The organism is Noviherbaspirillum phoenicis (genome assembly GCF_047237965.1).
Lineage (GTDB): Bacteria > Pseudomonadota > Gammaproteobacteria > Burkholderiales > Burkholderiaceae_D > Noviherbaspirillum_A.
The window spans coordinates 575,269-600,512 of record NZ_JBDFLX010000005.1 but is presented as its reverse complement, the minus strand read 5'-3'; the positions used below and the strand labels follow the sequence as shown (position 1 = coordinate 600,512).

Below are 25,244 nucleotides of genomic sequence, written 5' to 3'. Positions count from 1 at the left end.
CATTATTGCAAAACCGGCATCGTGAAATGCAGTGCCAAGGGGAGTCCCTCACTGCTTGCAAGGACATGCCCGGTGCAGCAGTTTTTCGAGGAGAGCTGCAGCGAGTCAAATGACCTGAACGCCATGCAGATTGGCCTGCGGGTGAAGCCAGAAAGCGTCATTGCCAAAGCGGTTGAATACATCGGGCGGGAGGACCGTCTGCCGGGGGATGGCCTCGATTTTCGAGCGGACCGAATGCAGGCCGGGCGTGCCGGCGCGCATGTCGAATTCATCGGCCTCGTAGGCCACGTTATTGAAGTCGTGTGGATAGGATGCCTGCCCCAGATGCCGGTACACCGCTTCCAGCACGCGTGCAGGGTTGGTCACCAGGGTTTCATATTGCACCAGCAGAAGCTTGTTCGCGTGGGGCCCATAAAAGGCTTCTTTCAGGGCGTTATAGGAAAAGCCGACGAGACCATCGCCATTGGCAAGCATCTCGGCGCGTGAGTACACGGTGCCGCTCGTCTGGTAATTGAAAATGCCCGACGGCGAAAGGGCGTTTCTCTGCGCAAGTCGTTCTATGCTGTCGACGATCCAGGACACGTTGCGCACGCAGGCAATCACGCGGCTTTCCGGAAACAGCGCATTGAGTTGCGGCATCCAGGCGCACCAGCCCCGGTTCGTGTCGATGATGACCTGGGCCGTGTATTCAGGGCCGTAGTAGTTTTCGACGATGCCGCGCAACACGCGCAGCCTCTGCTCCGGCTTGATGAACACCGCGTACTCGTTGGCCGCGCTCATGTCCCGCAGCATGGAAGCCGCCATGCCATGGACAGGGCTGCTCATCGAGGCGTGGAAGGCCGGGTTCTGTTTCAGCAGCGCCGATAGCAGCGTTGAACCGGAACGTGGCAGTCCCGAGATGAAATGTATGGGGCGAATGATGGTGCTCCGTGAGGAATCAGGAAGGATGGTGGCCGGCATCGAACGGCCGGTGCCAGATAGAGCGTCCGTGCTGGTCCGCGCCCAATCGCTGAAGGCCCAGGTTCTGCATGTGCCCGATCGATCCGGGCAATTCAAGAGCGGCATTTTCAATGATGGCCGCGACACCGGCCGGCGCGCCCCGCTCGGTCCGGTAGTACTGCGCAAGCTGTTCAAACGACGCGCTGAAAATCTCCATCGCAATCCGGGAACGCCTATGCGCCTTGCCGACAAAGGTCCGGTACATCCAGTACATCGCACCGGAAGGCGTCAGCCTGTCCATGAAGAAGGAGCTGACACCCACGATATTCCAGTCCTGGTCCACCGCGATGCATCCCACTTCAAAGCTGCGTCGCCATGCTTCGCTGTCGTCGGCAATGGCGCCGTTCTCCATCCAGAAGCGCTGCAGTGCGGCCCTGATGCCAGGCGTCATTGCACCGTAGGCCCACAAAAAGGAGATCTGGCCGGACCGCGCAACGACAGGGAGTGTTTGCATGAGAAGTGTCGGGATGGATAACGTTCTTCGGGCGCCCTATCCGGCGCCCATCAAAGCGGCCCATCTTAGGTATCGGCATCCAGGTCTGTCAATGCTTGTGTTTTGCATAACGCTCGACTGGTGCAGACGTGAAGTAACCACCGCAGGCGGGCCGCTGCGCTGAATTTCCCTCTGCCTTTAGAGCGCTTTCGGTCTGACTGGCTTAGGCGAGACCGAGGCAGTGGCCCCGGAACAAGGGGTAGGCAGGGGTTTCGCAAAGCATTGCTTTGCGCCTGCAGGCGCAGACGCGCCCAGCAAGGGTGGGAATGAGTCGTAGCGGTGCTACGGCGAAGAGCCACAACGCAGGGCCGGGGCACTGGCCGGTATCGACAAGCTGGTCAGGCCGAGAGCGCTCTGATGTTCAGGTCATCGATCGCCAGGTCGGCTGTCATGCATGGCCCGCAGTTGCCCGTGCACGATGCAGCGCTCCAACGGAGCGGGAAGCATCGCCGGCTTCCTTCGGCTTGCAGGTCGTTGATGTTTGAGGTTCACACCCGGTGTGGGTGCTGCCGGCATGACGATGAATGCATCAGGCGGGCAAGCGTCACGCGTCGATGTCCGCCTGCCCTGCACTACGGCTGCTACTGCTACTGCGTCAGCGGCGCACCAGGCGCCGGGTTGGCTGCCGACGCCTGCGGCTCGGCCTTGCCTCGCCGGGCATGCTTGACTGGCTCGGCCTGGATGTTCGTCGTCTCTCCCATGATCACGCTGATCAGCGGCGGATAATCGTATGCGGCGCCGGACCCCGTATCGATGGCGGCGCCGATCACGCCGCCGAAAATGATGTTGCCGAATGCCATGGGCTTGGTGGTGGACTTGACCGTGGCCATCCCGGGTTCGCTGTTTTCCTTCTCGCACCTGACCTTCATGTCGTCATACGCCCGATGCACGGTCACGGTGCCCGGCGTGGTGACGTAATACACGCCCTTGCCGTTTTCCAGCTTGCAGGAGGCGCCTGGCACCTGCTCGGTCTTGTTCCTGGCCTCCACCGACACAACCTGGTTGGTGCCGCTAACGATGGATGCGCACCCGGTAAGTACCAAAGACGCAGCAATGACGACGAGCGCCGCCAGGCGCATGGATGACTTCATGAACATCACTCCCTGATTGCGGCAAGATGGTGTGCCGTTGCACCTTTAATTATTGTCGGCAGTAAAGCATGCAGGGGGACAACAAACCATCCCATATCCGCGGTAATTTTTCCGCGACTGGCTAGGAGCGCGAGGGGGAAAACATTAGCTCAGGCCGACGGCAGACAGCCCGCCGGCAAGATGTCAGGCAGCATCCTGAGGATGCGTCAAGGATGACCGGCGGCATCCATCACATGGCTGCAATGGATGCCGCCGACATGGAGGAATACAGTGTCACGGGAATGTCGGTATATGCGCCTCCTCGCCGCGAAAATGCATTTCCGGATGCCGCTGTGCAAGCAGGGCTTCCAGTTCATCGACCCGGCCCGACGGCACGTCCACCATCAGCAGGATGCTGCCCTTCTGCAATTCACCGTCGAAGGCTGCCAGGCGCGAATTGGGCAGGGAAGCGCCCTGCATGCTGGATGCCCAGGCGCCGAACAGGATGCCGACCAGCGTCGCGGCGACCATGAATGCGGCCTTCATGCCGGCGCTGGCGATGTCGAAGTAGTACAGCAGGCCGACGCCGGCCAGGAGGCCGAGGGCGGCGCCCAGGGCCATGCCCATCTCGGCGCCGCGCACGACGTCGGTTCTCTGCATCAGGCTGGCGCCAGGCAGGTCCGGCGGCAGCGGCTGGCCAGCGCTCAGGAAGCGGATATACCGGGCCTCGATGCGCGCCAGCAGAAGGTCGTTCATCGTGGCGCGGGCGGCGGGAAGGTCGGGCAGCAGGTAGTACAGGCGATGTCTCATGATGGTCTCCTTCGCATCGTGGCCTGCGCCTGACCCTGGGCGGGCTGCCCCGGGCGGCCCAGGCTGCTCACTGTGCATGCGTAAGACCAGTATAGAAAGCGCGCCAGAAAAGTCCCGGATTCTTTCGGGACTTTCGCCAGCCTATCGCTCAGGCAACGGCTACACGCTACATGCCGACCGGATAACCGTCCTTGCGGTGGTCCGATGCCGCCACATAGCCGCCTTCTGTGCGCATGGCCACCTGGGCGCAGCCGAACTCGGTGTCGAAGCGCGGCGCCACCTTGACCGTGTGGCCGCGCTGGCGCAGCCCCTCGATCGCCTCGGGCGGGAAATTCCATTCCACCGCGATGGTGACGTTGTCGTCCATCACCCGCCAGCGCGGCGCATCGCTGGCGGCCTGCGGGTTCTGGCCGTGGTCGGCGAAGCGGGCGGTCATCTGCAGATGGCCCTGGGCCTGCATCGAGCCGCCCATCACGCCGAAGCTGGCCAGCGGCGCGCCGCCGCGCATCAGGAAGCCCGGAATGATGGTGTGGAAGGGCCGCTTGCCGGGCGCCACCTGGTTGGGATGGCCGTCCTTCAGGGTGAAGCCCCAGCCGCGGTTGTGCAGGGCGATGCCGGTGTCCGGCACCACCACGCCCGAGCCGAAGCCCTTGAAGTTGGACTGGATCAGCGAAATCATCATGCCGTTCTCGTCGGCCGCCGTGAGATACACGGTGCCGCCGGAATGCGGGTTGCCGGCGCGGGCCGGCGCCGCGCGCTGCGGGTCGATCAGCTGGGCCCGGCGCTTCAGGTAATCCCGGTCCAGCAGATGGCTGGCGGTGACGGTTTTCATCGCATCCGGGTCGGCCACGTATTCGGCCATGTCGGCAAAGGCCAGCTTCATCGCTTCCAGCTGCAGGTGGACGGTGGCGGCGGTGTCCAGGCCCGCGGCCTGCATGTCGAAATGCTCCAGCATGCCCAGCGCCATCAGCGCGCCGATGCCCTGCCCGTTCGGCCCGATTTCCAGCAGTTCGAGGTCGCGGTAGCGCATGCCGATCGGGTCGACCCAGTCGACGCGGTGCGCCGCGAGATCGGCTTCGGTGAGCGCGCCGCCGGTATTTCTGGCATGCGCTGCGATCGCCGCCGCCAGTTCGCCATGATAGAAGTCGTCGCCCCTGCTGGCGGCGATGCGCTCCAGCGTGCGCGCCTGGCCGGGGCAGATGAAGCGCTCGCCCGGCAGCGGCGCCCTGCCCTGCGGCGCGAAGGCTTCCCGGTAGCCGGGCTGCGGCAGCATGTCGGCCACCTGGGCCTGCCATTGCCGGTGCACCGTGGGCGAGACCAGGTAGCCGTTGCGGGCATAGCGCAGGGCCGGCTCGAACAGGTCGGCGAAGGGCAGCTTGCCGAACTTGTCCGACAGCGCGCGCCAGGCCGAGACCGTGCCCGGCACGGTGACGGCGTCCCAGCCGCGCATCGGCATGCTGTCGCGGCCGGCGAAATAGTCGGGCGTCCATGCGCCCGGCGCCCGGCCGGAGGCGTTCAGGCCGTGGATGCGGCTGCCGTCCCACAGGATGGCGAAGGCATCGCCGCCGATGCCGTTCATGCACGGCTCGACCACGGTCAGCGCGATGGCGGTGGCAAGGGCGGCGTCCACCGCGTTGCCGCCGCGCGCGAACATCTGCAGGCCGGCGGACGCGGCCAGCGGCTGCGAGGTGCTGACCACATTGGCCGCCAGCAGCGGCATGCGCTGCGAGGTATAGGGATAATCGAGCAGCGATGCCGCCAGGTTGTTCTGCATGTCTTCCTCCGTCTTGTTGGTTGCGCTGGCGCGGCGGCTTCATGCGGATGCATGCCGCCTGCGCCATGGGCCGGCCAGCATAGCGGCCCGCGCCGGAGTCGGCAATGGCGCCTGGCCCGAATGCCGGCGTTAGTTCAGTCGAGCTTGACCTTGGCGGTTTCCACCACCTTGCCCCAGGTGCTGAACTCCTGCTCCATCATCTTGCCGAACTCCGGGGCGGGCGTGAATTTCAGCTCGACGCCCTGCGCCTCCATCGCCTCGCGCACGCCGGGCGCGGCCACCGCGCTCTGGATCGCGGCCGACAGCGCCTTGATGGCCGGGGCCGGCGTGCCTTTCGGCACCACGAAGCCGAACAGGTTGTTGGCCTCGAAGCCCGGCACGCCGGCTTCCTGCACGGTGGGCACGTCCGGCATCGACGACACCCGCTTGCCGGATGCCACCGCCAGCACCCTGAGCTTGCCGGCCTTCACGTGCGGCATCGAGGCCGGGATGCTGTCGAACATCATCGCCGAGCTGCCGCCGATCAGGTCAGGCAGGGCCTGTGAGCTGCCCTTGTACGGCACATGCAGCACGTCGACGCCGGTCTTGATCTTGAACAGCTCCGACTCCAGGTGCGACAGCGTGCCCGGCCCCTGCGAGGCGAAGTTGTACTTGCCGGGCGCCGCCTTCAGGTAGCTGATCAGCTCGCCCACGTTCTGAGCCGGGGTCGACAGCGGCACCACCAGCATGTGCGGCACCGTGCCCACGCCCGCCACCGGCACGAAGTCGCGCAGCAGGTGGGCCGGCTGGGCCGAATAGGCCGCGGCGGCGATGGCGGCATTGGTGACCGCGCCGAGGTAGATGGTGTAGCCGTCCGCCGGCGCGCGGGCCGCGGCGATCAGGCCGATGTTGCCGCCGGCGCCGGGCCGGTTTTCAACGATGACGCTCTGGCCAAGCGCTTCCGACATCTTCTGGCCAATGGCGCGCGCCAGCACGTCGGTGGCGCCGGCCGGCGGAAACGACAGCAGCAGGTGGACCGGCTTGTCGGGGTAGGCGGCATGCGCCGGTGCGGCCAGCGCCATGCCTGCGGCGAGGGCGAGAAGGCCCGCTTTGGCCACGACGCGGGAGAAACGGTGAAATGGCTTGCGGACGGCAGGAGAGACGCTTGCGTTCAAATTCATGGTTATGCCCTGAGCGGTTGGTCGTTTGAATAAAGAGTTGATGTGAGACGGCGGCGCACGCGGCCGCCGCAAGTCATTTCCCTCATGCAGCTTTCATGCCTGCATTGCTGCGCCTTGCGCACCGTCCATAGTCAGGCGAAAAACCTTGCGCCCTGCGTTCCATGGCCGAACACGCACCACAGTGAACCATCGACTGCATTCCAGGGCAACACTCTTTTTTGCGATCTTTGCCTGCCGTCATGTTGTGCGATATTCGTACATCGTATACGATCTACGAAATTGATAACAAGCCGAAGCACGAAAACGCCATGCCCCTGACCATGCCCTGGACCGAAGACAGCCCCGCCGGCACCCTGCTTTCCCAGGTACGCGACGTGCCGCTGGCGCACCTGGTGCGGGACGAGATCCTGGCTTCCATCCTGCGCGGCGAGTTCAGCCCGGGGGAGCGGATCACCGAACCCACCATCGCCTCGCGCCTGGGCGTGTCACGGGTGCCGGTGCGCGAGGCGCTGCGCGACCTGGAGCACATGGGGCTGGTGGAATCGAAGAAGCATGCCGGCGTGCTGGTGCGCCAGCTGTCCAACCGCGAAACCCGCGACCTGTACCAGCTGCGCTCGGTGCTGGACGCCTTCGCCGGCCGCGAAGCCGCCGCCAGTGCCGACCCGGCGCTGCTGGCCTTGCTGGAACAGCGTCTGGCGGCCATGGATGCCGCGGTGCAGGCGCGCGACGTGATGGCCTACTACGAAGCCAACCTGCGTTTTCATTGGGACATCATCCATGCCAGCGGGAACCGCGAGATCTGCGACATCTATCGCGGCGTGGTGCAGAAGCTGCACATGGCGCGGCTGCGCAACCTGTCGACCGACGTCGGCATCCTCAATTCCATTAAAGAGCATCACGCCATCGTCGATGCCATCAAGAACAAGCGGGCCGACATCTGCGAAGCGCTGATGGCCAGCCACGTGAAAGCCGCCGGAGAGCGGCTCCAGAAAATACTATTCGAAGGAGACAATCATGAAAAGAAGACTAGCCCTTAAGACATTTGCGCTGACGCTGGGCGTCGGCGCGCTGGCCGCGCCGCACTGGGCGCTGGCGCAGGAAGCCTGGCCCAGCAGGCCGGTGAAGATCGTCGCGCCCGTGGCGCCGGGCGGCGGCGTGGACCTGGTGGCTAGAACCATCGCCGACCGCCTGACCAAGCCCTTCGGCCAGAGCTTCATCGTGGAAAACCAGAGCGGCGGCGGCGGCGTGATCGCTTCGCAGAACGTGACCCGCGCCGCGCCCGACGGCTACACGCTGATGCTGGGCTATGTCGGCACCCACGGCACCAATCCGGCGGTGCGCAAATTGCCCTACGACGCCATCAACGGCTTCACGCCCATCGCGATGGTGGGCGGCACGCCCAATGTGCTGGTGGTCACGCCCAACCTGCCGGTGAAGTCGGTGGCCGACCTGGTGACCTACCTCAAGGCCAATCCGGGCAAGGCCAGCTACGGCAGCGCCGGCCCCGGCACCCTGACCCACCTGGTGATGGAGCAGTTCAAGGAAAACACCCAGACCTTCATGGTGCATGCGCCCTATCGCGGCATCGGCCCGGCCATCATGGACGTGCTGGGCGGCCAGACGCAGGCGATGTTTCCCGGCCTGGCGGCGGCGCTGCCGCATATCAAGGGCGGCAAGCTGAAGCCGCTGGCCGTCACCGGCACCAGCCGCCACCGCCTGCTGCCGGACGTGCCCACCATGGAAGAGCTGGGCTACAAGGGCTTCGACGGCGTGCAGTGGTATGGCATCGTCGGTCCGGCCGGCATGCCGCAGCCCATCGTGGCAAAACTCAACACCGAGATCAACAAGCAGCTGGCCATGCCCGACCTGAAGGAAAAGCTGTCCGGCGAAGCGCTGGAGACGATGCCGATGACGCCCGAACAGTTCGGCGACTACATCAGGAAGGACATCGCTAAATGGTCTGAGCTGGTCAAGGTCCGCAAGCTCGATATCGAATAACCGTTTCAACCCATCCAATCAAGAAGGCAACACATGGCACGCAATACCACCGTCAAGGCCGATCACAACGCGCCTGCAATCACCGAGATGCTGGCGAAATTCGTCGTCAACCATCCGTCCAAAGGCTGGGACGATAACGTCGAGCGCGAGGCGCATCGCACCTTCGCCAACTGGGTCGGCTGCGCGATCGGCCCGTCCGGGCATGAAACCATGCAGGCCGCGCTGGCCGCGGTCAGTGAACTCGCGCCGGCGCCGCAGGCTTCGCTGCTGGGCCGCGCCGAGAAGGTGGACATGGCCAATGCCGCCATGCTCAACGGCATCAGCTCGCATACCTTCGACTTCGACGACACCCACCTGAAGACCATCATCCACCCGGCCGGCCCGGTGGCTTCCGCGGTGCTGGCGCTGGGCGAGCATATCGGCGCCTCCGGCCGCGCGATGCTGGACGCGCTGGTGCTGGGCATCGAGGTGTCGTGCCGCGTCGGCAACGCGGTCTACCCGAACCACTACGACCGCGGCTGGCACATCACCGGCTCGACCGGCATGCTGGGCAGCGCCGCCGCCTGTTCGCGCCTGCTGGGCCTGGATGCGGAACGCACCCAGATGGCGCTGGGCATCGCGGCCTCGCAGCCGATCGGCCTGCGCGAGCAGTTCGGCACCATGACCAAGCCCTTCCATCCGGGCGGCGCGGCCAAGGCCGGCCTGATGGCGGCGCTGATGGCCAAGCATGGCTATACCGCGTCGAAGCGGGCGCTGGAAGCGCCGCGCGGCCTGATGCAGGTGTTCTCGGACAAGACCGACTGGAGCGAGATCACCGAGCGCCTCGGCGAAACCTGGGAAATCGCGCTCAACACCTACAAGCCCTTCGCCTGCGGCATCGTGATCCATCCCAGCATCGACGGCTGCGTGCAGCTGCGCAACCAGCATGACCTGAAACCCGAGCAGATCACGAAAGTCACGCTGAAGGTGCATTCGCTGGTGCTGGAACTGACCGGCAAGAAGACGCCGGCCGATGGCCTGCAGGCCAAGTTCAGCGTCTACCATTCCTGCGCCGCCGGCCTGATCTTCGGCCGCGCCGGCGAGCATGAATATGACGACGCGATCGTGAACCGCCCGGACGTGGTGGCGCTGCGCTCGAAGGTCGAAGCCATCGTCGACGACAGCATCGACGAAGCCTCGGCTGATCTCACCATCGAGACCACCGACGGCCGCACCCTGCATGTGTTCGTCGAGCATGCGATCGGCAGCGTCGAGCGTCCGATGAGCGATGAACAGCTGAAGGCCAAGTTCGTCGACCAGAGCGCGCCCGTGATCGGCCAGCAGCAGGCCGAGCAGGCATTCGCGGTGGCGATGCGGCTGGCCGACTGCGCCGATGCGCAGGAACTGCTGAAGGCAGCGCGTCCGGCGTAATCGGTTCTGCGAGTGATGGATGGGCGGTCATTTAGCGAGTCTGCTAGCATGGCCGCCCATTCACTCATTTCAGGGAGGCTTCATGAAACTCTTCTATTCGCCAGGCGCCTGTTCGATGGCCCCGCATATCGTGGCACGCGAGGCCGGCATTCCGGTCGACCTGGTCAAGGTCGACATCCCGAACAAGAAGACCGAGGACGGCGGCGACTTCTGGCAGATCAATCCCAAGGGCTATGTGCCGGCGCTGCAGCTGGATGACGGCCGCGTGCTGACCGAAGTCGGCGTGATCTGCCAGTACCTGGCCGACCAGGCGCCGGCATCAAAACTGGTGCCGCCGTTCGGCGCCTTCGAGCGCTATGAGCAGATGGCCGCGCTCAACTTCGCATCGACCGAAGTGCACAAGCAGATCGGCGCGCTGTTCAATCCCAAGCTGACGCCGGAGATGAAGGAAGTGCAGATCGCCACCATCGCGCGTCGCCTCGACAGCCTGGAGAAGATGTTGGCCGGCAAGGACTTCATCGCCGGCGACAGCTTCAGCGCCGCTGATGCCTACCTGTTCACGGTCCTGAACTGGACCAATATCCACAAGATCGACCTGGCGAAGTGGCCCAACATCCAGGCCTACATGGGCCGCGTCGGCGCCCGTCCCAAGGTGCAGGAAACCCTGAAGGCCGAAGGCCTGGTCAAGTAATTGCGGTACGGGCCGGCCGGTTCCTCCGGGCCGGCCCGCTTATTCCTCGTCGGCAGCCGACAACGGCTCGCCTGTCGCATAGAAATGGCCGCCGGCGACATGATGCAGGCTGCGCCATTCCGGGCTGGCGTCTTCGAAGCGCCAGCGGCCATTCACGAACGCACGGGTATCGGCCCAGGCGCCGACGACTTCGCCGATGAACAGGTCATAGGCCTGCTGGTTGTGCGGCTCGGGGATCAGCCTGCATGCCAGCCAGGCCGAGCAGCCGGCGACGAAGGGCAGGTCGTATCCCTCCATGGCGAACAGTTCAGCGCCGGCATGCCGCAGCTTGTCGGGGTCGTCGGCCAGGCTGCGGTTTCCCAGCTGCTGGGTGAGCTTCAGCTGCGCCACCGTTGGCACCTGGATCACGAAGACGCCGCTGCGCTCGATCAGCTCGCGGGTTTTGGTGGCCTTGTCCAGCACCACGGTCAGCTTGGGCGGCGTGAAGTCCAGCGCGCAGGCCCATGCCGCGGCCATCACATTGTCCACGCCGTCATGCCGGGCAGACAGCAAGACGGTGGGGCCATGGTTGATCAGGCGGTAGGCCTTGGCCAGGTCCACCGGCGCGATGGATGGGGATGGTGTTGTGGTCGTTGCAGTCATTGGCTTCCTTGCCTTCCTTGTCATTCGTCGTTCGTCGGGCGTGCTCGGGCTGCATGTCGCACTGCGTTAGCTTGGTACGTCCCGTCGTTCATTGCGGCTGCGCGACGGCAAGACCTTGCAGCTGCAATTCAATCTCGTCACAGGCGCGCGCCACGCCGTTTTCCTGGCTGGCCCGTGCAGCCAGCCTGGCGGCATTCTCGTGCATGGTTTCATCGGCCAGCGCCGCCCGCAGCGCGCGTCCGAGCACGGCCTTGCCGAAGCGCCTGGCCGGAATCACGCTGGCCGCGCCCAGCCCGGCCAGCCGCCGCGCATTATCCGCCTGGTCGTGCGCCTGCGGCATGATGATCTGCGGCACGCCCGAGCGCATCGCCCGGAAGATGGTGCCGATGCCGCCGGCATGCACCATCACCGCCGCATGCGGCAGCACCGCGTCGAACGGCGCGTAATCGACCCGCATCGCCCAGTCTGGCAGCGGCGACGGCAGCGGCGCCGATGCCGACAGGCCGCTGGTCACCAGCAGCGCCCGCATGCCCTGCCCGGCCGCCGCGGCCAGCGCATCACGGTAAAAGTCGCCCGGGATCCCCGGCGCCGATGACAGCGTAAACACCGCCAGCGGCCTGTCGCGCCGCGCCAGGAACGCCTGCAGCGCCGGCGGCAGCGCCTGCCGGGCTTCCGCATGGACTGCCGTGCCGGTCTGTACTGCCGAGGCCGGCCAGTCAGGCCGCGGCCCGCCCAGCAGCGGGGAGAACATGGCCAGCACCCGGCGCGGCGAATGCTGGCCTTCGTACATCGGATGCGGCTCGCCGGCGATGCACAGTTCCTTCCGGAACGCCTCCACCGGCGCGATCCACTGCCGGGTGTGCTTGCGGACGTAATGAAACACCCTGGCATGGATCTCGGGATAGCGCTCGCACAGGTCGGGCAGCAGGGGCACCGGCAGGTAGCCGGGACGGTCATGCAGCGAGAACAGCGTCATGGGCTGGAACACGGCGGAAATCCAGGGCAGGCCCGTGCTGGCGGCCACCAGCGGCGCGGCCATCGCCATCAGCGACTGGCTGACCAGGAGGTCGGCATCGCGCGTGGCCCACATCAGGTCGGCGTGACTGTCCCTGATCGCTGGGGAAAGGTAGTCGCGGTAGACAAACTCGGCGCCGGTCTTCGGATGCATGTAGCGCGCGAAGAAGGCGGCCGCATCGGGCGGGCCGGGCGGGTCCGGCCGCATGTGGCGAAAGGCCAGGCCGGCCGCTTCCACCCTGGCGCGGTGCTCGCTGCTGCTGGCGATGCTCACCCGGTGGCCGCGCCGCCGCAATTCCACCCCGAGGGCGAGAAAGGGATACAGGTCTCCCAGCGAGCCGGCGGTGGCGAACACGACATGGTGCTGTTTCATGCATGCAGTCAGAGGCTGTTTGAGCCGGCTATCTTGCCTCGCGTGCAGCATTTTGTCGCGCCGGCGCGGGGCGCGGCTTGTCCGGGCGCATGCATGCCCGGCCTCCCGCGGCACAGCGCCGCCGGAAGGAAGCCTGCCGGCTCACTCCCCCTTCAGGCCGTCAGATTTCCCTGTCGATGTAGCGGCAGGCTTCCGCCTTGGCCGCGTCGGCCGCCAGCGCCGGCGTTTCCCAGCATGTCTCCTTGCTCGCCCTGGCCTTGGTGCCATTGACGATGAACGACCATGCCCATCGGCCGCCCCGTTTCTCGGTGAGGATTTCCACTCTGCAGCCCTTGTATTCAAAGCGTTGGGCGCGGTTCCTGAGTACATTGATTGGCGTATGCATATTGATTGTCGCCTCCGATCGTCAATGCAGCGTTACCTTGCTTTCCGGAGTCCGTTGCGGAGCCGGCCGGCCGTGGGCCTGTCAACCCGCGATGTTCCGGGAGAGCAAAGAAAACATCGTAGGCGCGGGCCTGCCGCCTGTCTGTACCCTGGATTACATAAGGCAAACAGTTTGCTGACGTGGGTCAGCCCGTGCGCTTTCCAGCGCCAAGAAAGTCGGGGCACGCTCGCGTTTGGCACGCTGCCGGGAATTGCGCCATGCGGCGGGGGCGTGAACCCAAGGCCTGGCGCGAAGGAAGGGAGAAATGGCGCCTTATTCGCAAGCTTGGCTTGCAGGAGAAAGCGGCGGACGGCTGTGGCGAGAGTGATGCAAGGCAAGCCTGAAAATAGGCTCAGGACATGGGCTGGCCGCGGCGCAACGCCCTTGCAGCGCTACCGATCAGAATGAACCTGCGCCGCGCACATGCCATCGCATGTGCGCCAGCGCGGGCCGTGGACGAATGCCGTGCGAAGCTTACTTCGCCGCATCCGCCTCGCATTTCTTCATGAACGACGTCTTCGCCGCGCCGGCCAGCGGCTTGCCGTTCTTGCCGACCGCCTTGGTTTCGCACGCCGCCGCCGCTGACGAAGCGCCGCCGCCTTCGCATTTCTTGATGAAGGACGCCTTGGCGGCGCCGGTCAATGGCTTGCCGCTGGACGACACCGCGCGCGCTTCGCAGCTCGATGCGGCCGGGGTGACCACTGCCGCTGGCGCACCGGACTTGGCGGGCGCTGCCGGGGCCGCCGTCTGTGCATGGGCGCTCAGGGAAAACAGGGCGGCGGCAAACAGGGCGAAGGACGTTTTCATCATGGGTATTCTCCTGGGTTTTTTTGTGATGAGCCTATGGCTCAGGGCGATTAACGGCTCAGACAGCTGATAGTTGACAGTTTTCCGGTGGAAGTTGTTTTAATTGCATCCGGCTTACGCGGCATCAAACGCGGGCGGGCGTCGCTGCCCGCGTGGATACCCTTCTCCATACCCACACGGCATCTGCTGTGCGGCAGGCAGGCGCGCAAACAAGGTTGGAAACATCCCGCCCGGGCTTGCAGCAGCACATCGATCCCAAGGCAGCGGGCCTGATCAAAGCAGCGAGTCGATCGGCAGCAGCGACAGGAACCAGACGGCGAAGCGCTGCCACAGGCTGGCGCCCGGCTCGGTGTCATAAAAGATCGTTTGTCCGCCGCGCTGCTCGGTCCAGAACAGGCGACCGTCCTTGCCCAGCTGCACCTGGTAGGCGCTGGCCGGAATGCGCCTGGCAAAGGCATCGTCGAGCTGGCCCGCCATCGCCGGACTGTCGATCACGAAACCGATCTCGGTGTTCAGGCGCGCCGAACGCGGATCGAAATTGAAGGAGCCGACGAACAGCCGGCTGCGGTCGACCGAGAAGGTCTTGGCATGCAGGCTGGTGGCCGATGAACTGCCGCGCAACGCCACTTCGGGCTCGCCGGCCGGGCGCGGCGCCAGGCGCTTCAGTTCATACAGCTTGACGCCCGCCTCCAGCAGCGGCTCGCGGTGCTTGGCATAACCGGCATGCACCGCCGCCACGTCGGTGGCTTCCAGCGCGTTGGTGAGGATATCGACCTCCACGCCGCGGTCAGCCAGTTCGCTGAAGAATTCCACGCTCTCCAACGGCACGAAATACGGCGACACCAGGCTGACCCGCGACACTGGGTCGCCAATCAGCGCCTTGAGCTTTTGCGGCACCAGCGCCGACGGTTCGGCCCGCCCCAGCGCCTTGGCCGGATCGTCGCTGACCATGCGCGTGACCGCCCATTCCAGCGGCAGCCTGGCCGAAGTCAGTTCCTGTACGAAGGAGGAAGCGCGCAGCGCCTGCATGTAGGCCGAGGTCGCCTCCTGCTGCCGCAATTGCGCTGCCTCCTCTGCCAGCGTAGCGAGCGCGCCGGGCACGGCCGGCGCCAGCAGCCGCGTCGCCGGATAGGCCGAGGCGCTGCGCCAGTACAGGTCGAAGTCGTCGGAGACCGCCTGCACCACCGCGCCCACCGCCATCACGTCGAGGTCGGAGAACAGCACGCCATTGGTGGCGCCGAAGTATTCGTCGCCCACGTTGCGCCCGCCGATGATGGTGACCTGGTTGTCAGCGGTGTAGGACTTGTTGTGCATGCGCCGGTTGGCGCGGCGGAAGTCAGTGAGGTAGTTGATCCAGCGCCAGTTGCGCGCCGCGAGCGGGTTGAACAGCCGCACTTCGATATTGGGATGGGAGCCGAGCGCCGCGAGCGTGGCGTCCAGACCGCTGGTGTTGTTGTCGTCCAGCAGCAGCCGCACCCGCACGCCGCGTTCGGCGGCGTCGCGCAGCGCGTCGAACAGCAGGGTGCCGGTAAGGTCCTTGTGCCAGATGTAGTACTGCACATCCAGGCTGCGCTCGGCCGTCTGCGCCAGGTGCACCCGCGCGGCGAAGGCGTCGCGCGCATCGAGCAGCGGATGGATGCCGGACTGGCCCGGATGGGCAGCCGCCAGCGGCGTGATGACCCGGCCAAGGCGAGTGTTGGCGGTATCGGTATAGGCATGCGACTGGCTGCGCGGCTCAAGCGGAGGCAGCGTGCCGCAGGCCCCCAGCACGCATAAGAGCGCCGCCAGCAAGACGCGGCGCAGGCAGTGGCAATGTGAATGCGGGAAGCGGTCCATGCTGACGGCAAGGGAAGTGAGGTAGGCGCATCATACCCCCTGTCCTTGCCGTCTCCCTGCCCTACCTCAGGGCTTGGACGTCTGCAGCGCCGGCTTGCTCGGGTCGCCCAGCGACTGCGGCGCCGCGGTGGCGTTGCCGACATTCTTCATGCAGCTGTTCAGGAAGGTCTTGCGCTGCTCGCCCTTGAGACCCTTGTCCTTGGCCTGCTGGTTGCATTCCCGTGAGGTATCGCGGGGCGCATCCAGCGGCGCCGCCTCGGTCTTGGATGGCTGCCCGACACGGTCAGCGGAAACCGCCGGTCCGGCCAGCATGGCCGCAGCAAGCATGATGATCAGTTTGTTCATGACTATTCTCCGGTTCAGTGCATGCCGTGCATCTGCGAGCAGCTTTCGGCGCAGCGCCGGCACGCCTGGGCGCACAGCTGCATTTCGCCGTCCGGATCTTCATGCTCCTCGCACAGCGCGGCGCAGGCGGCGCAGATCTCGGCGCATTCCCCGGCCAGGTGGGCATGATGCGGCGAGCGCCGCGCCATGAAGTCGGCATGGGTCAGGCAGATCTGCGCGCAGTCGAGCAGCGCCACCAGATGCTTGGCCTCGCTGTGCGGATGGCTGCCATGCATGACATGCGCAGCGGTTTCGGTGCAGAGCCGGTGGCAGGCAAGGCAGTTTTCCAGGCATTGCTTCATTTCAGCGGACATCGCCGACGTTTGTTCCATGGCTGTCTCCCAGTTCGTGGATGATGACGGGCATTGCGCCCAGGACAAGCCAGCCTAACGTCGCTGCCTGCCCTGTCAAGCCAATCGCACACCCGACCAAGATGCGGACAAGCCAGGCTGCCGCCAGGCAAGCCGCGGCGCTCACGCCAGCGCCGGCAGCTTGCGCAGGGAGAGCGAGAGCAGCAGCGTTGCGCCCAGGCAGGCGCCGAGCGCGGCCACCACGCCGGGCCAGCCGCCGGCCTCCCAGACCCAGCCCGCCGCCGAGCCGATCACGCTGGCGCCGAGGTAGTAGCAGGACAGGTAGAGCGCCGAGGCCAGCGCCCGGTTTTCCAGCGCGCGCCGGCCGACCCAGCTGCTGGCCACCGAATGGCCGCCGAAGAAGCCAAAGGTCAGCAGCGCCACGCCGAGCACGATCAGCGGGATCGCATGCGACAGCGTCAGCACCAGCCCGGCCAGCATGGTCAGCACCACGATCCACAGCACCCGGCGCCGGCCCAGCCGGTCTGACAGGCGGCCTATCCAGACCGAGCTGAACATGCCCATCAGGTACAGCGAGAACACCAGGCTGACCGCCGACTGGCTCAGGCCGAATTCCGGCCCGAGCAGGCGAAAGCCGAGGTAGTTGAACACGCTGACGAACACGCCCACCAGCAGGAAGCCGATCAGGAACAGCCGCGGCAGGCCACGGTCGTGGAAGTGGCCGACGGCGCCGCTGACCAGCGTGGACAGCCGCACCGCGCGCGGCCGGAAATGGCGCGACGGCGGCAGGCTGCGCCTGAATTCCAGCGCCACCAGCAAGGCCACGGCGCCGATCGCGGCCAGCGCGCCGCGCCAGCCCATGTAATCCGCCAAGAGCGCCGTGACGACCCTGCCCGTCATGCCGCCCAGCGCATTGCCGGCGATATAAAGGCCCATCGCATAGCCCAGCGAGGCGGGATCGAATTCCTCGCTGAGATAGGCCATCGCCACCGCCGGAATGCCGGCCACCGCAACGCCCAGCAGCACCCGCAGCAGCAGCAACTGGCTGAAATCGCCGACCAGGGCGCAGGCAATGGCGCACAGCGCCGAGGCCATCAGCGCCGAACTCATCGTGACGGTGCGGCCATAACGGTCCGACACCATGCTGGCCAGCAGCAGCGACAGAGCCAGCGCGGCGGTGGACGCCGACAGCGACCAGCTGCTGTGCGCCGCCGACACGCCGAATTCGCGGGCAAACACCGGCAGCAGCGGCTGCACGCAATACACCAGCGCGAAGGTGGCAAAGCCGCCCAGGAACAGCGCGCGGTTGGCATCGCGGAAAGCCTTGGTGCCGCGTTGCAGCCTGGGCGGCGCATCGGCGGCGGATGGAGACGGGGCTGGCGCGGGGATGGCGGCGGGTGCGGGCGGCAGCGGGATGGTGACGGGTGCAGACGGCATAGTGGCGGCGGATGCGGATGAAGCGAGACCCGGCGCAGGCATCGCGAACGCGGCTGAAGGGAGATTCGGCAGATTGCTGCCGCCAATGAACGAAGAGATAGCCGGCGCTTGGATGGCGGCTGCGGGCGAAGAGACAGCCGGCGCTCGGACGGCGGTTGCGGGTGTGGAGGGTTGGGGTACCGGCATGACTGGTGTTGCGAGACTGCCTGATGGATGCGGCACAGCGTGTTTCCTTGGTGAGTGATGACGGGCGGGCGATCAATGCACTCATCTTAGGATTGCGCTGTTATACCGTCCAATATATCTTTCTGGCTGTATTCATACTTTGAAAGTCTCACAGAACATGGAGCTGCGCCACCTGCGTTACTTCGTCGCCGTCGCCGAGGAGCTGCATTTCACTCGCGCCGCCGAGCGGCTGCACATGGGGCAGCCGCCGCTGAGCCAGCAGATCCGTCTGCTGGAGGAGGAAGTCGGCGCCCGCCTGCTGGAGCGCACCCGGCGCTGGGTACGCCTGACCGAAGCCGGCCGCCTGTTCCTGGCCGACGCCCGCCGCATCCTGGCCCTGGCAGACCAGGCCAGCGCCACCGCCCGCCGCGCCGAACGCGGCGAAGTAGGCGAACTGCGCATCGGCTTCACCGCCTCCACGCCGCTGACCGACGTCTTCAACCGGGTGGTGAACGCCTACCGCAAGCAGTATCCGCAGGTGACGCTGACGATGATCGACCTGACCACGATGCGCCAGCTGCAAGCCATCACCGACCGCGACATCGACCTCGGCTTCCTCCGCCCACCCGCCGGGGAGACGCCGCCGGACATCCGCATCATCAGCCTGCGCCAGGAACCGCTGGTGCTGGTGGCGCCGGTGGGGCATCCGTTGCTGACGCAGCGGGAGATTCGGGTGCGCGATCTGGCGAGTCATCCGTTCGTGACCTTCCTGCCTGATGCGGGGACGGGGATTCAGCGGCAGGTGCTGCAGCTGTGCCGGGAGGCGGGGTTCGTGCCGGAAGTGGCGCTGCAGGCGGGGGAAGGGTCGACGATTATCGGGCTGGTGGCGGCGGGGTGCGGGATTTCGATATTGCCGGAGTCGTTTTCGGTGATTCGGGTGAAGGGGGTGCGGTATAGGAGGTTGGTGGATGCGGGGGCGGTGACGGAGTTGATGCTGGCTTGCCGGGAGGGGGATGAGGGGGGGTTGGTTAGGGGGTTTTATGAGATGGCGACAGGGGGTGGCGGGGATGAAAAAGTTGGGGGTGGGAGTGGGGGATTGTAGGTAGGTTTATTGAGTTGCGGGTTGAGTATTTGGCGTTTCAAAGGGGTCTGGCGAAGGGCCATGCTGTTAAAGTTGCTGGCAGGAGCACTTAGAAGCGCTTTCTAATTTCTAATTATTTAGTGCCAACTTGGTAGTTGATTCTTATTGTTTTCCCATGCAACACGAGGGAAGTCCCCTACTTAAAATTTGAGTCTGTAATAGGATAGGAACGATTTACACACGATTCTACGGCTCACCTCAAACTATCATTCCCAATAGTTTTCAATTTTCAATTACTTTTAATTAAAAAATGCGCTGACGTCACCGCTTCCACTGTACAACGGAAGGGGACCGTTAGTGGAAGAATTTAAGTTCAAAAGATTGGTAAAAGCCAACAGAGTTTTGGACTGTTATCGGCTATAATCAACCAAAAAATTTTTCCCCTCAAAGGGAAAGATCGATTGAGGCCAGAAAATTAAGTTTGAACGAAAATAAGCTCAATGAATACAGAAAACACACCTTCCCCGCTTAGTACATTCTCAATTACCACACCTAGCTCGACTATAAGTGTTGAAGTTAAATCTCGCAACCCGATATTCATTCTTGGTAGAAATGGAACAGGCAAGTCAGCACTAGTGCATGACATATTTGGAAAATTAGGGCATGTGGCAGTATATATTCCTGGTTCGCGTCCCAGCTATTTTGACAATGAGAGTCTTTCACTAACCCCCGCAACTCGAAGGAATCTTACAAACAATTTACGTAGCTGGGACAGTTCACCAGATACTCGCTGGAAATCCATTTCAGGAACTTCGAGAAATGAAAAGGCGATTCACGATCTCCAGGCGGCAGAAGTTCAATACAAAATAGATGCCGCAAACGATATAAAAATTGGTGGCGCTGATTCGCCAGCGATAGCACGTCTTCAATCCAATAATTCACCTCTTGATAGAGTCAATGCAATTTTGGCACAGGCAAATTTGCCGGTTCAGGTAATAATTGAAAAGTCAGAACTAATGGCAGAGCGTTCCGGCAACGTCTACAGTATCGCAAAAATGTCAGACGGGGAGCGTGCCGCATTAGTATTTGCCGCTGAAGTGGTTGCTGCCCCTGATAAATCAATTTTCCTTGTGGACGAGCCTGAATTACACTTGCATCGTTCTATTGTTGTGCCATTGCTAAATGCACTTATAGCAGAGAGAAATGACTGTGGCTTCATAGTCAGTACTCACGAACTTGAGTTGCCCGGCGATTCACTTGCGGCAAAGATGATATTGGTTCGTGGCAGCGATTGGCAAGGAAATGCTGTGAGAGCGTGGGATGTAGATCTATTGGACAACTCCGAACTAATTCCTGAGTCACTGCGGACAGATTTAATAGGTTCTCGACGAAAGATACTGTTTATAGAAGGCACTTCCCTCAGCCTTGATAAACCTTTATATGCACTGCTTTTCCCATCAGTTTCTGTGAGATCAAGGGAGAATTGTAGAGAGGTAATGCGTGCTGTCGCGGGACTACGCTCGATCGAATCGCTCCATCGAGCTCAAGCTTTTGGCCTCATTGACCATGACGGCATGGATCATACGCAACTTACTAAGCTGGAGTCAGAAGGAATTTTTCCTCTTTCTATTTTTTCTGTCGAAAGTCTATATTACTCTGCAGAAGTTCTACTAGCAATTGCTTCACAGCAGTCACATCTGCTCGGCGTTCCGGCCGACCAGTTGTTAACAGAAGCAAAAAACCTAGCATTGTCAAAACTTAAGACGCAAAAGAGCGTTGAACACCTCGCTAGTAGGATAAGTGAACGTCAGATGCGAGATAAGCTATTGCTTGCCATGCCAGATCGACAAGCCATGATAGAAGGAAAAAGTTCAGCAATTAATGTTTCTATTTCATCCCCTTATCCGGCTGAACTAGGGAAAATCCAGGGCTTTATAGAAACGGGAAATATTGAAGGAATTGTTTCAAGATATCCTGTTAGGGAGTCCGGTGTTTTAGATGGACTTGCAAATGGAATGCGGTTTATTAGTCGACAGGATTATGAGAAGGCAGTTTTAGTTCAAATTGCTTCCAACAATGATTTAAAAAAGGCGTTGATAGATAAACTTGGAAAGTTGGCCACTTTACTTCTTTAAAAATGCAAACAATGACAGTTGATTTTTGTAGACTCATAGGGATCTGAACATTTATTAGAATGAATAGAGCTCTTACTTAGTGCTACATACGACATTGTATTGAGGCAGCTCTATGTGATGGACTGAAAAATTGCTGGCTGTCTCTTTTTGTTCAGGAAAGGAATGACTCAAGGTCGCACTTTGCCTTTACCTTTTTTGCCCGCTAACACGCTGAAGCGGTACTTTTCATTATGCATTTCGATGCACTGAAATGCCGCGACGGAGTCACTTTAGAGCCGTTAAAATTCAATGCTCACTGCAATTTCTGACGTTTAGTCTACCTCACTATCTAGAGAACTCGCATGCCACCCGTTGTAAGGCAACCTGGGTTATCTCCGACTCAGTTCCCGCGGCGGTAGTGCATGGCGACCGCGCCGTTTCTGAGCGGTCTCGCCGAGACCAGATCAAGCCGTCGCGTGCTAAGCAGCCCGCTTTCGTAAAGAGTCGGCCCGTGGCCGGCGATCCTTGGATGAACGAGGAACATGTACTCGTCGATCAAATCAAGCCGGTCCATCTCGGTTGCCAGCGTGCCGCTGCCAAGAAGCACGCCGTCTGGCGTTGCATCCTTAAGCTTCTTTACAGCGGCACGCAGGTTGCCTGCGATGTGGTGGCTGTTGGCCCAAGAAAAGTTACTTCGCTGCGATGACACCACGTACTTCCGCTTGGCCTCCAGCTTAACCGCCCACTCGCGCACCGCCGGCGGCGCCTCCGTCTCGCCGCGGGCGACTGCTGGCCAGTAGCTTTCCATCATCTCGTAGGTGACGCGCCCCCACAGCATCGCCCCGCTCTCGTCCATGAGACGGGTGAAGAAGGCGTGTGTCTCGTCGTCGGCGATGCCTTCCCGGTGGTCGACGCAGCCGTCCAGTGTGAGGTTGATGCTGAAGGTCAGGATTCCCATGGCGTCCTTTGCTGTAGGTACATGACAAGCCGCTTGCAGTCTGTCTGGAAGGGCACGAGTGTAATTCGCAAGGTGCCCAGCCTGAGTTGCCTGACTTGTCATTTATCGTAAAGCGCCAGATTAACACTGCGGCTTGTCTTTTAATCCGAACTCCGCCCGCGCCTGCCCCGCCGCGCACGGCCAATCGCGGCAAACAGATCAGCAAATTTTCATATTGCATGATTTGCAACTGAGACAGTTTGTCTAAGGGTAGTAAAAAAGCCCTCAAGTAAAATGCCTTGGGACGCGCAGCAACATCATCTGCACATGGCAGTCGCCGAGGTTTTCTGCGCTCTCCTCTGCATTCGGCGAATCACCATGCTGGGTGCGATTGTTATTTCATGGGCAGATGTAATGAAAGATGCGGATCAGACAAAGAGCTTCGCTGGCTTGAGCAAAACAAGGAAGCTGCAAAAGCAGCGTTTTGGGGCACTGCTCCTCACGATAGACACCGTCAAGTAACAGCCTGAAAATACGCAAAAAATGGAATGGATTCCTATCGTCCTGGTGACATTCAAGGTGCTCGTGCTAGGCACGGGCATGTTCTTCGCCATCAAGTGGCACTACGATCAGGGGAAGAAGCCGGATGAGGAGCGGCGCGCAGTGCTGCGTGCAGCCGGCAAGGTGGCCGCCGTCTTCGTGCTGTCGGCCCTGGTCCTGGGGCTCGCCACCTTCGTGCTTATCCGGGTGCTCGGGCTGGAATGGATGCTCGGTTCAAGCTTTTAATCGGCAAGCGATTAAGCATTGCCTTAAGGTTCTTCATAGCCGTTGCGCTGCGCACTGGCAGATTGCCGCTGGATTGGCGTTGGCGTCCTGTTTCCGGATCGGATCTGATTAATGTCAACTAATTGACGGCGTCCGACATGACGACGCGCGTTAACGGACACCGGACACGCTGATAAACGATACCGCGGCGGCACCCAACTTCAGCGCCTATCGACGCCAGCAGCATCCTGAAACTCAGCATGCTGCGCAAACACCTCGCTCACCCACGCAATAAAGGCGCGCACCTTGGGCGCCGATGACCTGCCCTGCGGATAGAGCAGCGACACCGGCATTGCTGCGGGACGCCACTGCGGCAGCACTTCCACCAGCGCGCCGGATGCCAGGTGCGCCGCCACCTGGTAGCGCGCCGCCTGGATCAGGCCCAGGCCCTGCAGGCCGCAGCTGACATAGGCGTCGGCATCGTCGACCGCGATGGGGCCTTTCATTTTGACCGGGACAACCCGGCCATCCACCACGAAGTCCAGGTCCAGCGCACGCCCGGTGCGGCCTGACAGGTGCACCACGGTCACATGCCGCTCCAGGTCATCGAGACTGGAGGGCGTGCCATGGCGCTGCAGGTAGGACGGCGCCGCGCAGCTGGCGAATTGCATCGCGCCGATCTGGCGGCCGACCAGCGATGAGTTCAGCAGGTCGCCCACGCGCAGCGCGCAGTCCACGCCCTGGCTGGTCAGGTCAACCAGCCGGTCGCCCAGGCTCAGAACGAGTTCGATTCCCGGATACAGCGCCATGAAGCGGCCCAGCTGCGGCAGCACCAGATTCCTGCCCAGCGTGCCGGGCAGGTCCAACCGCAGCTTGCCGCTGGGGCCGCTTGCAGCCTGGGAACGGAATGCGTTTTCCGCTTCGTCGATTTCGCCAAGGATGCGCAGGCAGGTGTCGAAGTATTCGGCGCCGTCGGGCGTCAGGGAGATACGCCGCGTCGTGCGATGCAGGAGCCGCGTGCCAAGGTAAGCCTCCAGGTTTTGCATGGTCGCGGTCAGCGACGCGCGCGGCAGGTTGAGGGTCTCCGCCGCCTTTGAAAAACTGTTCGCTTCGACAATCCGCACAAAAGTCTGCATCGCCTTGAGCCGGTCCACGCGCTTCTCCCGCCTATTGTTCATATAAAACGAATTGTAGGGTCGCATTATGCGGTAATTATCTTCATTGCCAACCGGCCTAGACTTGGCGTCATCAATTCAACCGTCATTTCCTCGAAAGGTCAGGCCATGTCACCGTTAACCCTTAATGCCGATACCGGCAAGCTGCTTTCACCGATCCGGCTCTTCCTGTTCGCGCTGGCAGCCGGCGTCCTCGTCGCCAACCTGTATTACGTCCAGCCGCTCACGGCCATGCTGGCGGCGTCGTTTCATATCAAGCTCAGTTGGGCCGGTTACCTGGTGACGACCACCCAGGTCGGCTACGTGCTGGGCGTGTTCCTGCTGGTGCCGTTGAGCGATGTCCTCGACCGCCGCTCCCTGCTGTCGATGATGCTGGGCGCGAACGTCGCCTCGCTGGCGCTTGCCGCGCTCAGCCCGAACTTCACGGTATTCGCCCTTGCCGGACTGTTCACCGGCATTTCGTCCAGCGCGGTGATGGTCATCACGTCGATGGTCGCGTCGTATGCGCCGGACCAGAGCCGCGGCCGCATGGTAGGCACCGTCATGACCGGCCTGCTGCTCGGCATCCTGCTGGCGCGCACCGTCGCCGGCGCCGTCGCCAGTTTGAGCGGCGGCTGGCGTTCGATGTATGTGATCGCCGCGCTCGGCGTGGCCCTGCTGCTGGTCGTGCTGCGGCAGATCCTGCCGGCGGAAGCACCGCGCGGCAAACTGGAATACGTCAAGCTGCTGCATTCGCTTGCCGATATCGTCCGCGCCGAGCCGCTGCTGCGCCAGCGTGCGCTGTTCTCGGCACTCGGCCTGGGCACCTTCAGCGTTTTCTGGACCGGCCTAACCTTCCTGCTCTCCGGCGCGCCCTACCATTACGGCGAAGCGCAGATCGGCCTGTTCGGCCTGGTCGGCGCCGCCGGTGCGCTTGCCGCCAATACCGTCGGCCGCCTCACCGACCGGGGCCATGGCAATGCTGCGACCTGGGCGCTGGCCCTGCTGACGCTGGCGTCATGGGTGTTCATCGGCTTTGGGGCCCATACGCTCGTCGCCTTGCTGGCTGGCGTGCTGTTGCTGGACATCGGCGTAATGGGCCTGCAGGTGGCTCACCAGTCCGTCATCTACCAGCTTGCGCCGCAGGCGCGCGCCCGCATCACGACCGTCTTCATCGGCTCGGGTTTTATCGGCGCGGCTGCCGGGTCGGGCATCGCAAGCGCCAGCTTTGCCGCCGGCGGCTGGTTTGGACTCACCCTCGCCGGCGCGGCCATGCCGCTGGCAACGCTGCTGCTTTGGGCGGTTTATAGCCTGCCAAGATTGCGCGGACCTGGCGTTCTGGGCGCCAGGGATCTTCCTTGATCCATGCGTATTAACAGATGCGCTTTTAAAGGT

The 25,244-nt window shown here is 62.9% G+C and carries 25 protein-coding genes; 9 read left to right on the top strand and 16 right to left on the bottom strand.

All coding sequences use genetic code 11. The features are described 5' to 3' along the window. Window positions 1-105: 105 nt before the first annotated feature. The 6 genes from ABC383_RS28180 to ABC383_RS28155 form a co-directional block, all read right to left on the bottom strand. On the bottom strand, window positions 106-960 hold the full coding sequence (locus ABC383_RS28180; RefSeq protein WP_413018530.1) for a sulfotransferase family protein: 855 nt from the start codon (window positions 958-960) through the stop codon (window positions 106-108). Then, window positions 938-1,453 carry a hypothetical protein gene (locus ABC383_RS28175; RefSeq protein WP_413018528.1) on the bottom strand — a complete coding sequence of 172 codons (516 nt, stop codon included), beginning with the start codon at window positions 1,451-1,453 and terminating at the stop codon, window positions 938-940. The genes ABC383_RS28180 and ABC383_RS28175 overlap by 23 nt, the downstream gene beginning before the upstream one ends. A gap of 626 nt (window positions 1,454-2,079) precedes the next feature. Further along, complete coding sequence (locus ABC383_RS28170) at window positions 2,080-2,583, bottom strand: hypothetical protein (protein ID WP_413018526.1); 504 nt, start codon at window positions 2,581-2,583, stop codon at window positions 2,080-2,082. Window positions 2,584-2,856: 273 nt separating this feature from the next. Next, complete coding sequence (locus ABC383_RS28165; protein ID WP_413018524.1) at window positions 2,857-3,372, bottom strand: DUF1269 domain-containing protein; 516 nt, start codon at window positions 3,370-3,372, stop codon at window positions 2,857-2,859. A gap of 166 nt (window positions 3,373-3,538) precedes the next feature. Beyond that, window positions 3,539-5,146, bottom strand: coding sequence for a gamma-glutamyltransferase family protein (locus tag ABC383_RS28160; RefSeq protein ID WP_413018522.1), 1,608 nt, complete (start codon window positions 5,144-5,146; stop codon window positions 3,539-3,541). Between the two features lie 134 nt (window positions 5,147-5,280). Further along, a complete protein-coding gene (locus ABC383_RS28155; RefSeq protein ID WP_413018520.1) occupies window positions 5,281-6,306 on the bottom strand; it encodes a Bug family tripartite tricarboxylate transporter substrate binding protein in 1,026 nt (341 codons plus the stop codon). A gap of 308 nt (window positions 6,307-6,614) precedes the next feature. Here ABC383_RS28155 and ABC383_RS28150 point away from each other — a divergent pair, with 308 nt between their 5' ends. From ABC383_RS28150 to gstA, 4 genes are all read left to right on the top strand, one after another. Further along, the gene (locus tag ABC383_RS28150) at window positions 6,615-7,343 is read left to right on the top strand and encodes a GntR family transcriptional regulator (protein ID WP_413018518.1); all 729 of its coding nucleotides are present in this window, start codon (window positions 6,615-6,617) and stop codon (window positions 7,341-7,343) included. Beyond that, a complete protein-coding gene (locus ABC383_RS28145; RefSeq protein ID WP_413019317.1) occupies window positions 7,321-8,304 on the top strand; it encodes a Bug family tripartite tricarboxylate transporter substrate binding protein in 984 nt (327 codons plus the stop codon). The genes ABC383_RS28150 and ABC383_RS28145 overlap by 23 nt, the downstream gene beginning before the upstream one ends. A 33-nt stretch (window positions 8,305-8,337) precedes the next feature. After that, a complete protein-coding gene (locus ABC383_RS28140) occupies window positions 8,338-9,714 on the top strand; it encodes an MmgE/PrpD family protein (protein ID WP_413019315.1) in 1,377 nt (458 codons plus the stop codon). Window positions 9,715-9,796: 82 nt separating this feature from the next. After that, window positions 9,797-10,405 (top strand): glutathione transferase GstA, encoded by a 609-nt coding sequence (gene gstA / locus ABC383_RS28135; protein WP_413019313.1) that lies wholly within the window; start codon window positions 9,797-9,799, stop codon window positions 10,403-10,405. A gap of 39 nt (window positions 10,406-10,444) precedes the next feature. Here gstA and ABC383_RS28130 read toward each other — a convergent pair whose 3' ends face one another. The 8 genes from ABC383_RS28130 to ABC383_RS28095 form a co-directional block, all read right to left on the bottom strand. Then, complete coding sequence (locus ABC383_RS28130) at window positions 10,445-11,047, bottom strand: flavin reductase family protein (protein WP_413019312.1); 603 nt, start codon at window positions 11,045-11,047, stop codon at window positions 10,445-10,447. 88 nt (window positions 11,048-11,135) lie between these two features. Beyond that, a complete protein-coding gene (locus ABC383_RS28125) occupies window positions 11,136-12,434 on the bottom strand; it encodes a glycosyltransferase (RefSeq protein WP_413019310.1) in 1,299 nt (432 codons plus the stop codon). Window positions 12,435-12,594: 160 nt separating this feature from the next. Then, the gene (locus ABC383_RS28120) at window positions 12,595-12,819 is read right to left on the bottom strand and encodes a hypothetical protein (RefSeq protein ID WP_413019308.1); all 225 of its coding nucleotides are present in this window, start codon (window positions 12,817-12,819) and stop codon (window positions 12,595-12,597) included. A 513-nt stretch (window positions 12,820-13,332) separates the two neighbouring features. Continuing rightward, a complete protein-coding gene (locus tag ABC383_RS28115) occupies window positions 13,333-13,668 on the bottom strand; it encodes a hypothetical protein (protein ID WP_413019306.1) in 336 nt (111 codons plus the stop codon). Window positions 13,669-13,938: 270 nt separating this feature from the next. Continuing rightward, window positions 13,939-15,501, bottom strand: a complete 1,563-nt coding sequence (locus ABC383_RS28110; protein ID WP_413019304.1) for a phospholipase D family protein — start codon at window positions 15,499-15,501, stop codon at window positions 13,939-13,941. Window positions 15,502-15,567: 66 nt separating this feature from the next. After that, a complete protein-coding gene (locus ABC383_RS28105; RefSeq protein WP_413019302.1) occupies window positions 15,568-15,846 on the bottom strand; it encodes a PsiF family protein in 279 nt (92 codons plus the stop codon). A 14-nt stretch (window positions 15,847-15,860) separates the two neighbouring features. After that, window positions 15,861-16,217: a four-helix bundle copper-binding protein gene (locus tag ABC383_RS28100; protein WP_413019300.1), complete on the bottom strand. Its 357-nt coding sequence runs from the start codon at window positions 16,215-16,217 to the stop codon at window positions 15,861-15,863. A gap of 141 nt (window positions 16,218-16,358) precedes the next feature. Beyond that, the gene (locus ABC383_RS28095) at window positions 16,359-17,633 is read right to left on the bottom strand and encodes an MFS transporter (RefSeq protein WP_413019298.1); all 1,275 of its coding nucleotides are present in this window, start codon (window positions 17,631-17,633) and stop codon (window positions 16,359-16,361) included. 343 nt (window positions 17,634-17,976) lie between these two features. On the opposite strand from ABC383_RS28095, the gene ABC383_RS28090 reads away from it, so the two are divergent. Further along, a complete protein-coding gene (locus ABC383_RS28090; protein ID WP_413019296.1) occupies window positions 17,977-18,900 on the top strand; it encodes a LysR substrate-binding domain-containing protein in 924 nt (307 codons plus the stop codon). A 479-nt stretch (window positions 18,901-19,379) separates the two neighbouring features. Then, the gene (locus tag ABC383_RS28085) at window positions 19,380-21,014 is read left to right on the top strand and encodes an AAA family ATPase (RefSeq protein WP_413019294.1); all 1,635 of its coding nucleotides are present in this window, start codon (window positions 19,380-19,382) and stop codon (window positions 21,012-21,014) included. A gap of 379 nt (window positions 21,015-21,393) precedes the next feature. On the opposite strand, the gene ABC383_RS28080 is transcribed toward ABC383_RS28085, so the two are convergent. Further along, window positions 21,394-21,951 carry a dihydrofolate reductase family protein gene (locus ABC383_RS28080; protein WP_413019293.1) on the bottom strand — a complete coding sequence of 186 codons (558 nt, stop codon included), beginning with the start codon at window positions 21,949-21,951 and terminating at the stop codon, window positions 21,394-21,396. A 306-nt stretch (window positions 21,952-22,257) separates the two neighbouring features. On the opposite strand from ABC383_RS28080, the gene ABC383_RS28075 reads away from it, so the two are divergent. Continuing rightward, window positions 22,258-22,452, top strand: coding sequence for a hypothetical protein (locus tag ABC383_RS28075; RefSeq protein WP_413019292.1), 195 nt, complete (start codon window positions 22,258-22,260; stop codon window positions 22,450-22,452). Between the two features lie 21 nt (window positions 22,453-22,473). Continuing rightward, window positions 22,474-22,716 (top strand): hypothetical protein, encoded by a 243-nt coding sequence (locus ABC383_RS28070; RefSeq protein WP_413019290.1) that lies wholly within the window; start codon window positions 22,474-22,476, stop codon window positions 22,714-22,716. A gap of 200 nt (window positions 22,717-22,916) precedes the next feature. Here the strand turns inward: ABC383_RS28070 and ABC383_RS28065 are convergent, their stop codons facing one another. Continuing rightward, complete coding sequence (locus ABC383_RS28065; RefSeq protein ID WP_413019288.1) at window positions 22,917-23,849, bottom strand: LysR family transcriptional regulator; 933 nt, start codon at window positions 23,847-23,849, stop codon at window positions 22,917-22,919. Between the two features lie 129 nt (window positions 23,850-23,978). Between ABC383_RS28065 and ABC383_RS28060 the strand changes: the two genes are divergently transcribed. Beyond that, window positions 23,979-25,211, top strand: a complete 1,233-nt coding sequence (locus ABC383_RS28060) for an MFS transporter (protein WP_413019286.1) — start codon at window positions 23,979-23,981, stop codon at window positions 25,209-25,211. Window positions 25,212-25,244: the final 33 nt, after the last annotated feature.

What these genes read in the sequence shown, in the direction of transcription:
- ABC383_RS28105 (WP_413019302.1), bottom strand. Translation starts at nt 15,846, where the DNA reads ATGAACAAACTGATCATCATGCTTGCTGCGGCCATGCTGGCCGGACCG.
- ABC383_RS28175 (WP_413018528.1), bottom strand. Translation starts at nt 1,453, where the DNA reads ATGCAAACACTCCCTGTCGTTGCGCGGTCCGGCCAGATCTCCTTTTTG.
- ABC383_RS28060 (WP_413019286.1), top strand. Translation starts at nt 23,979, where the DNA reads ATGTCACCGTTAACCCTTAATGCCGATACCGGCAAGCTGCTTTCACCG.
- ABC383_RS28100 (WP_413019300.1), bottom strand. Translation starts at nt 16,217, where the DNA reads ATGGAACAAACGTCGGCGATGTCCGCTGAAATGAAGCAATGCCTGGAA.
- ABC383_RS28095 (WP_413019298.1), bottom strand. Translation starts at nt 17,633, where the DNA reads ATGCCGTCTGCACCCGTCACCATCCCGCTGCCGCCCGCACCCGCCGCC.
- ABC383_RS28180 (WP_413018530.1), bottom strand. Translation starts at nt 960, where the DNA reads ATGCCGGCCACCATCCTTCCTGATTCCTCACGGAGCACCATCATTCGC.
- ABC383_RS28110 (WP_413019304.1), bottom strand. Translation starts at nt 15,501, where the DNA reads ATGGACCGCTTCCCGCATTCACATTGCCACTGCCTGCGCCGCGTCTTG.
- ABC383_RS28090 (WP_413019296.1), top strand. Translation starts at nt 17,977, where the DNA reads ATGGAGCTGCGCCACCTGCGTTACTTCGTCGCCGTCGCCGAGGAGCTG.
- ABC383_RS28120 (WP_413019308.1), bottom strand. Translation starts at nt 12,819, where the DNA reads ATGCATACGCCAATCAATGTACTCAGGAACCGCGCCCAACGCTTTGAA.
- ABC383_RS28160 (WP_413018522.1), bottom strand. Translation starts at nt 5,146, where the DNA reads ATGCAGAACAACCTGGCGGCATCGCTGCTCGATTATCCCTATACCTCG.
- ABC383_RS28165 (WP_413018524.1), bottom strand. Translation starts at nt 3,372, where the DNA reads ATGAGACATCGCCTGTACTACCTGCTGCCCGACCTTCCCGCCGCCCGC.
- ABC383_RS28070 (WP_413019290.1), top strand. Translation starts at nt 22,474, where the DNA reads ATGGAATGGATTCCTATCGTCCTGGTGACATTCAAGGTGCTCGTGCTA.
- ABC383_RS28125 (WP_413019310.1), bottom strand. Translation starts at nt 12,434, where the DNA reads ATGAAACAGCACCATGTCGTGTTCGCCACCGCCGGCTCGCTGGGAGAC.
- ABC383_RS28150 (WP_413018518.1), top strand. Translation starts at nt 6,615, where the DNA reads ATGCCCCTGACCATGCCCTGGACCGAAGACAGCCCCGCCGGCACCCTG.
- ABC383_RS28115 (WP_413019306.1), bottom strand. Translation starts at nt 13,668, where the DNA reads ATGATGAAAACGTCCTTCGCCCTGTTTGCCGCCGCCCTGTTTTCCCTG.
- gstA (WP_413019313.1), top strand. Translation starts at nt 9,797, where the DNA reads ATGAAACTCTTCTATTCGCCAGGCGCCTGTTCGATGGCCCCGCATATC.
- ABC383_RS28140 (WP_413019315.1), top strand. Translation starts at nt 8,338, where the DNA reads ATGGCACGCAATACCACCGTCAAGGCCGATCACAACGCGCCTGCAATC.
- ABC383_RS28130 (WP_413019312.1), bottom strand. Translation starts at nt 11,047, where the DNA reads ATGACTGCAACGACCACAACACCATCCCCATCCATCGCGCCGGTGGAC.
- ABC383_RS28080 (WP_413019293.1), bottom strand. Translation starts at nt 21,951, where the DNA reads ATGGGAATCCTGACCTTCAGCATCAACCTCACACTGGACGGCTGCGTC.
- ABC383_RS28155 (WP_413018520.1), bottom strand. Translation starts at nt 6,306, where the DNA reads ATGAATTTGAACGCAAGCGTCTCTCCTGCCGTCCGCAAGCCATTTCAC.
- ABC383_RS28170 (WP_413018526.1), bottom strand. Translation starts at nt 2,583, where the DNA reads ATGAAGTCATCCATGCGCCTGGCGGCGCTCGTCGTCATTGCTGCGTCT.
- ABC383_RS28145 (WP_413019317.1), top strand. Translation starts at nt 7,321, where the DNA reads ATGAAAAGAAGACTAGCCCTTAAGACATTTGCGCTGACGCTGGGCGTC.
- ABC383_RS28085 (WP_413019294.1), top strand. Translation starts at nt 19,380, where the DNA reads ATGAATACAGAAAACACACCTTCCCCGCTTAGTACATTCTCAATTACC.
- ABC383_RS28075 (WP_413019292.1), top strand. Translation starts at nt 22,258, where the DNA reads ATGGCAGTCGCCGAGGTTTTCTGCGCTCTCCTCTGCATTCGGCGAATC.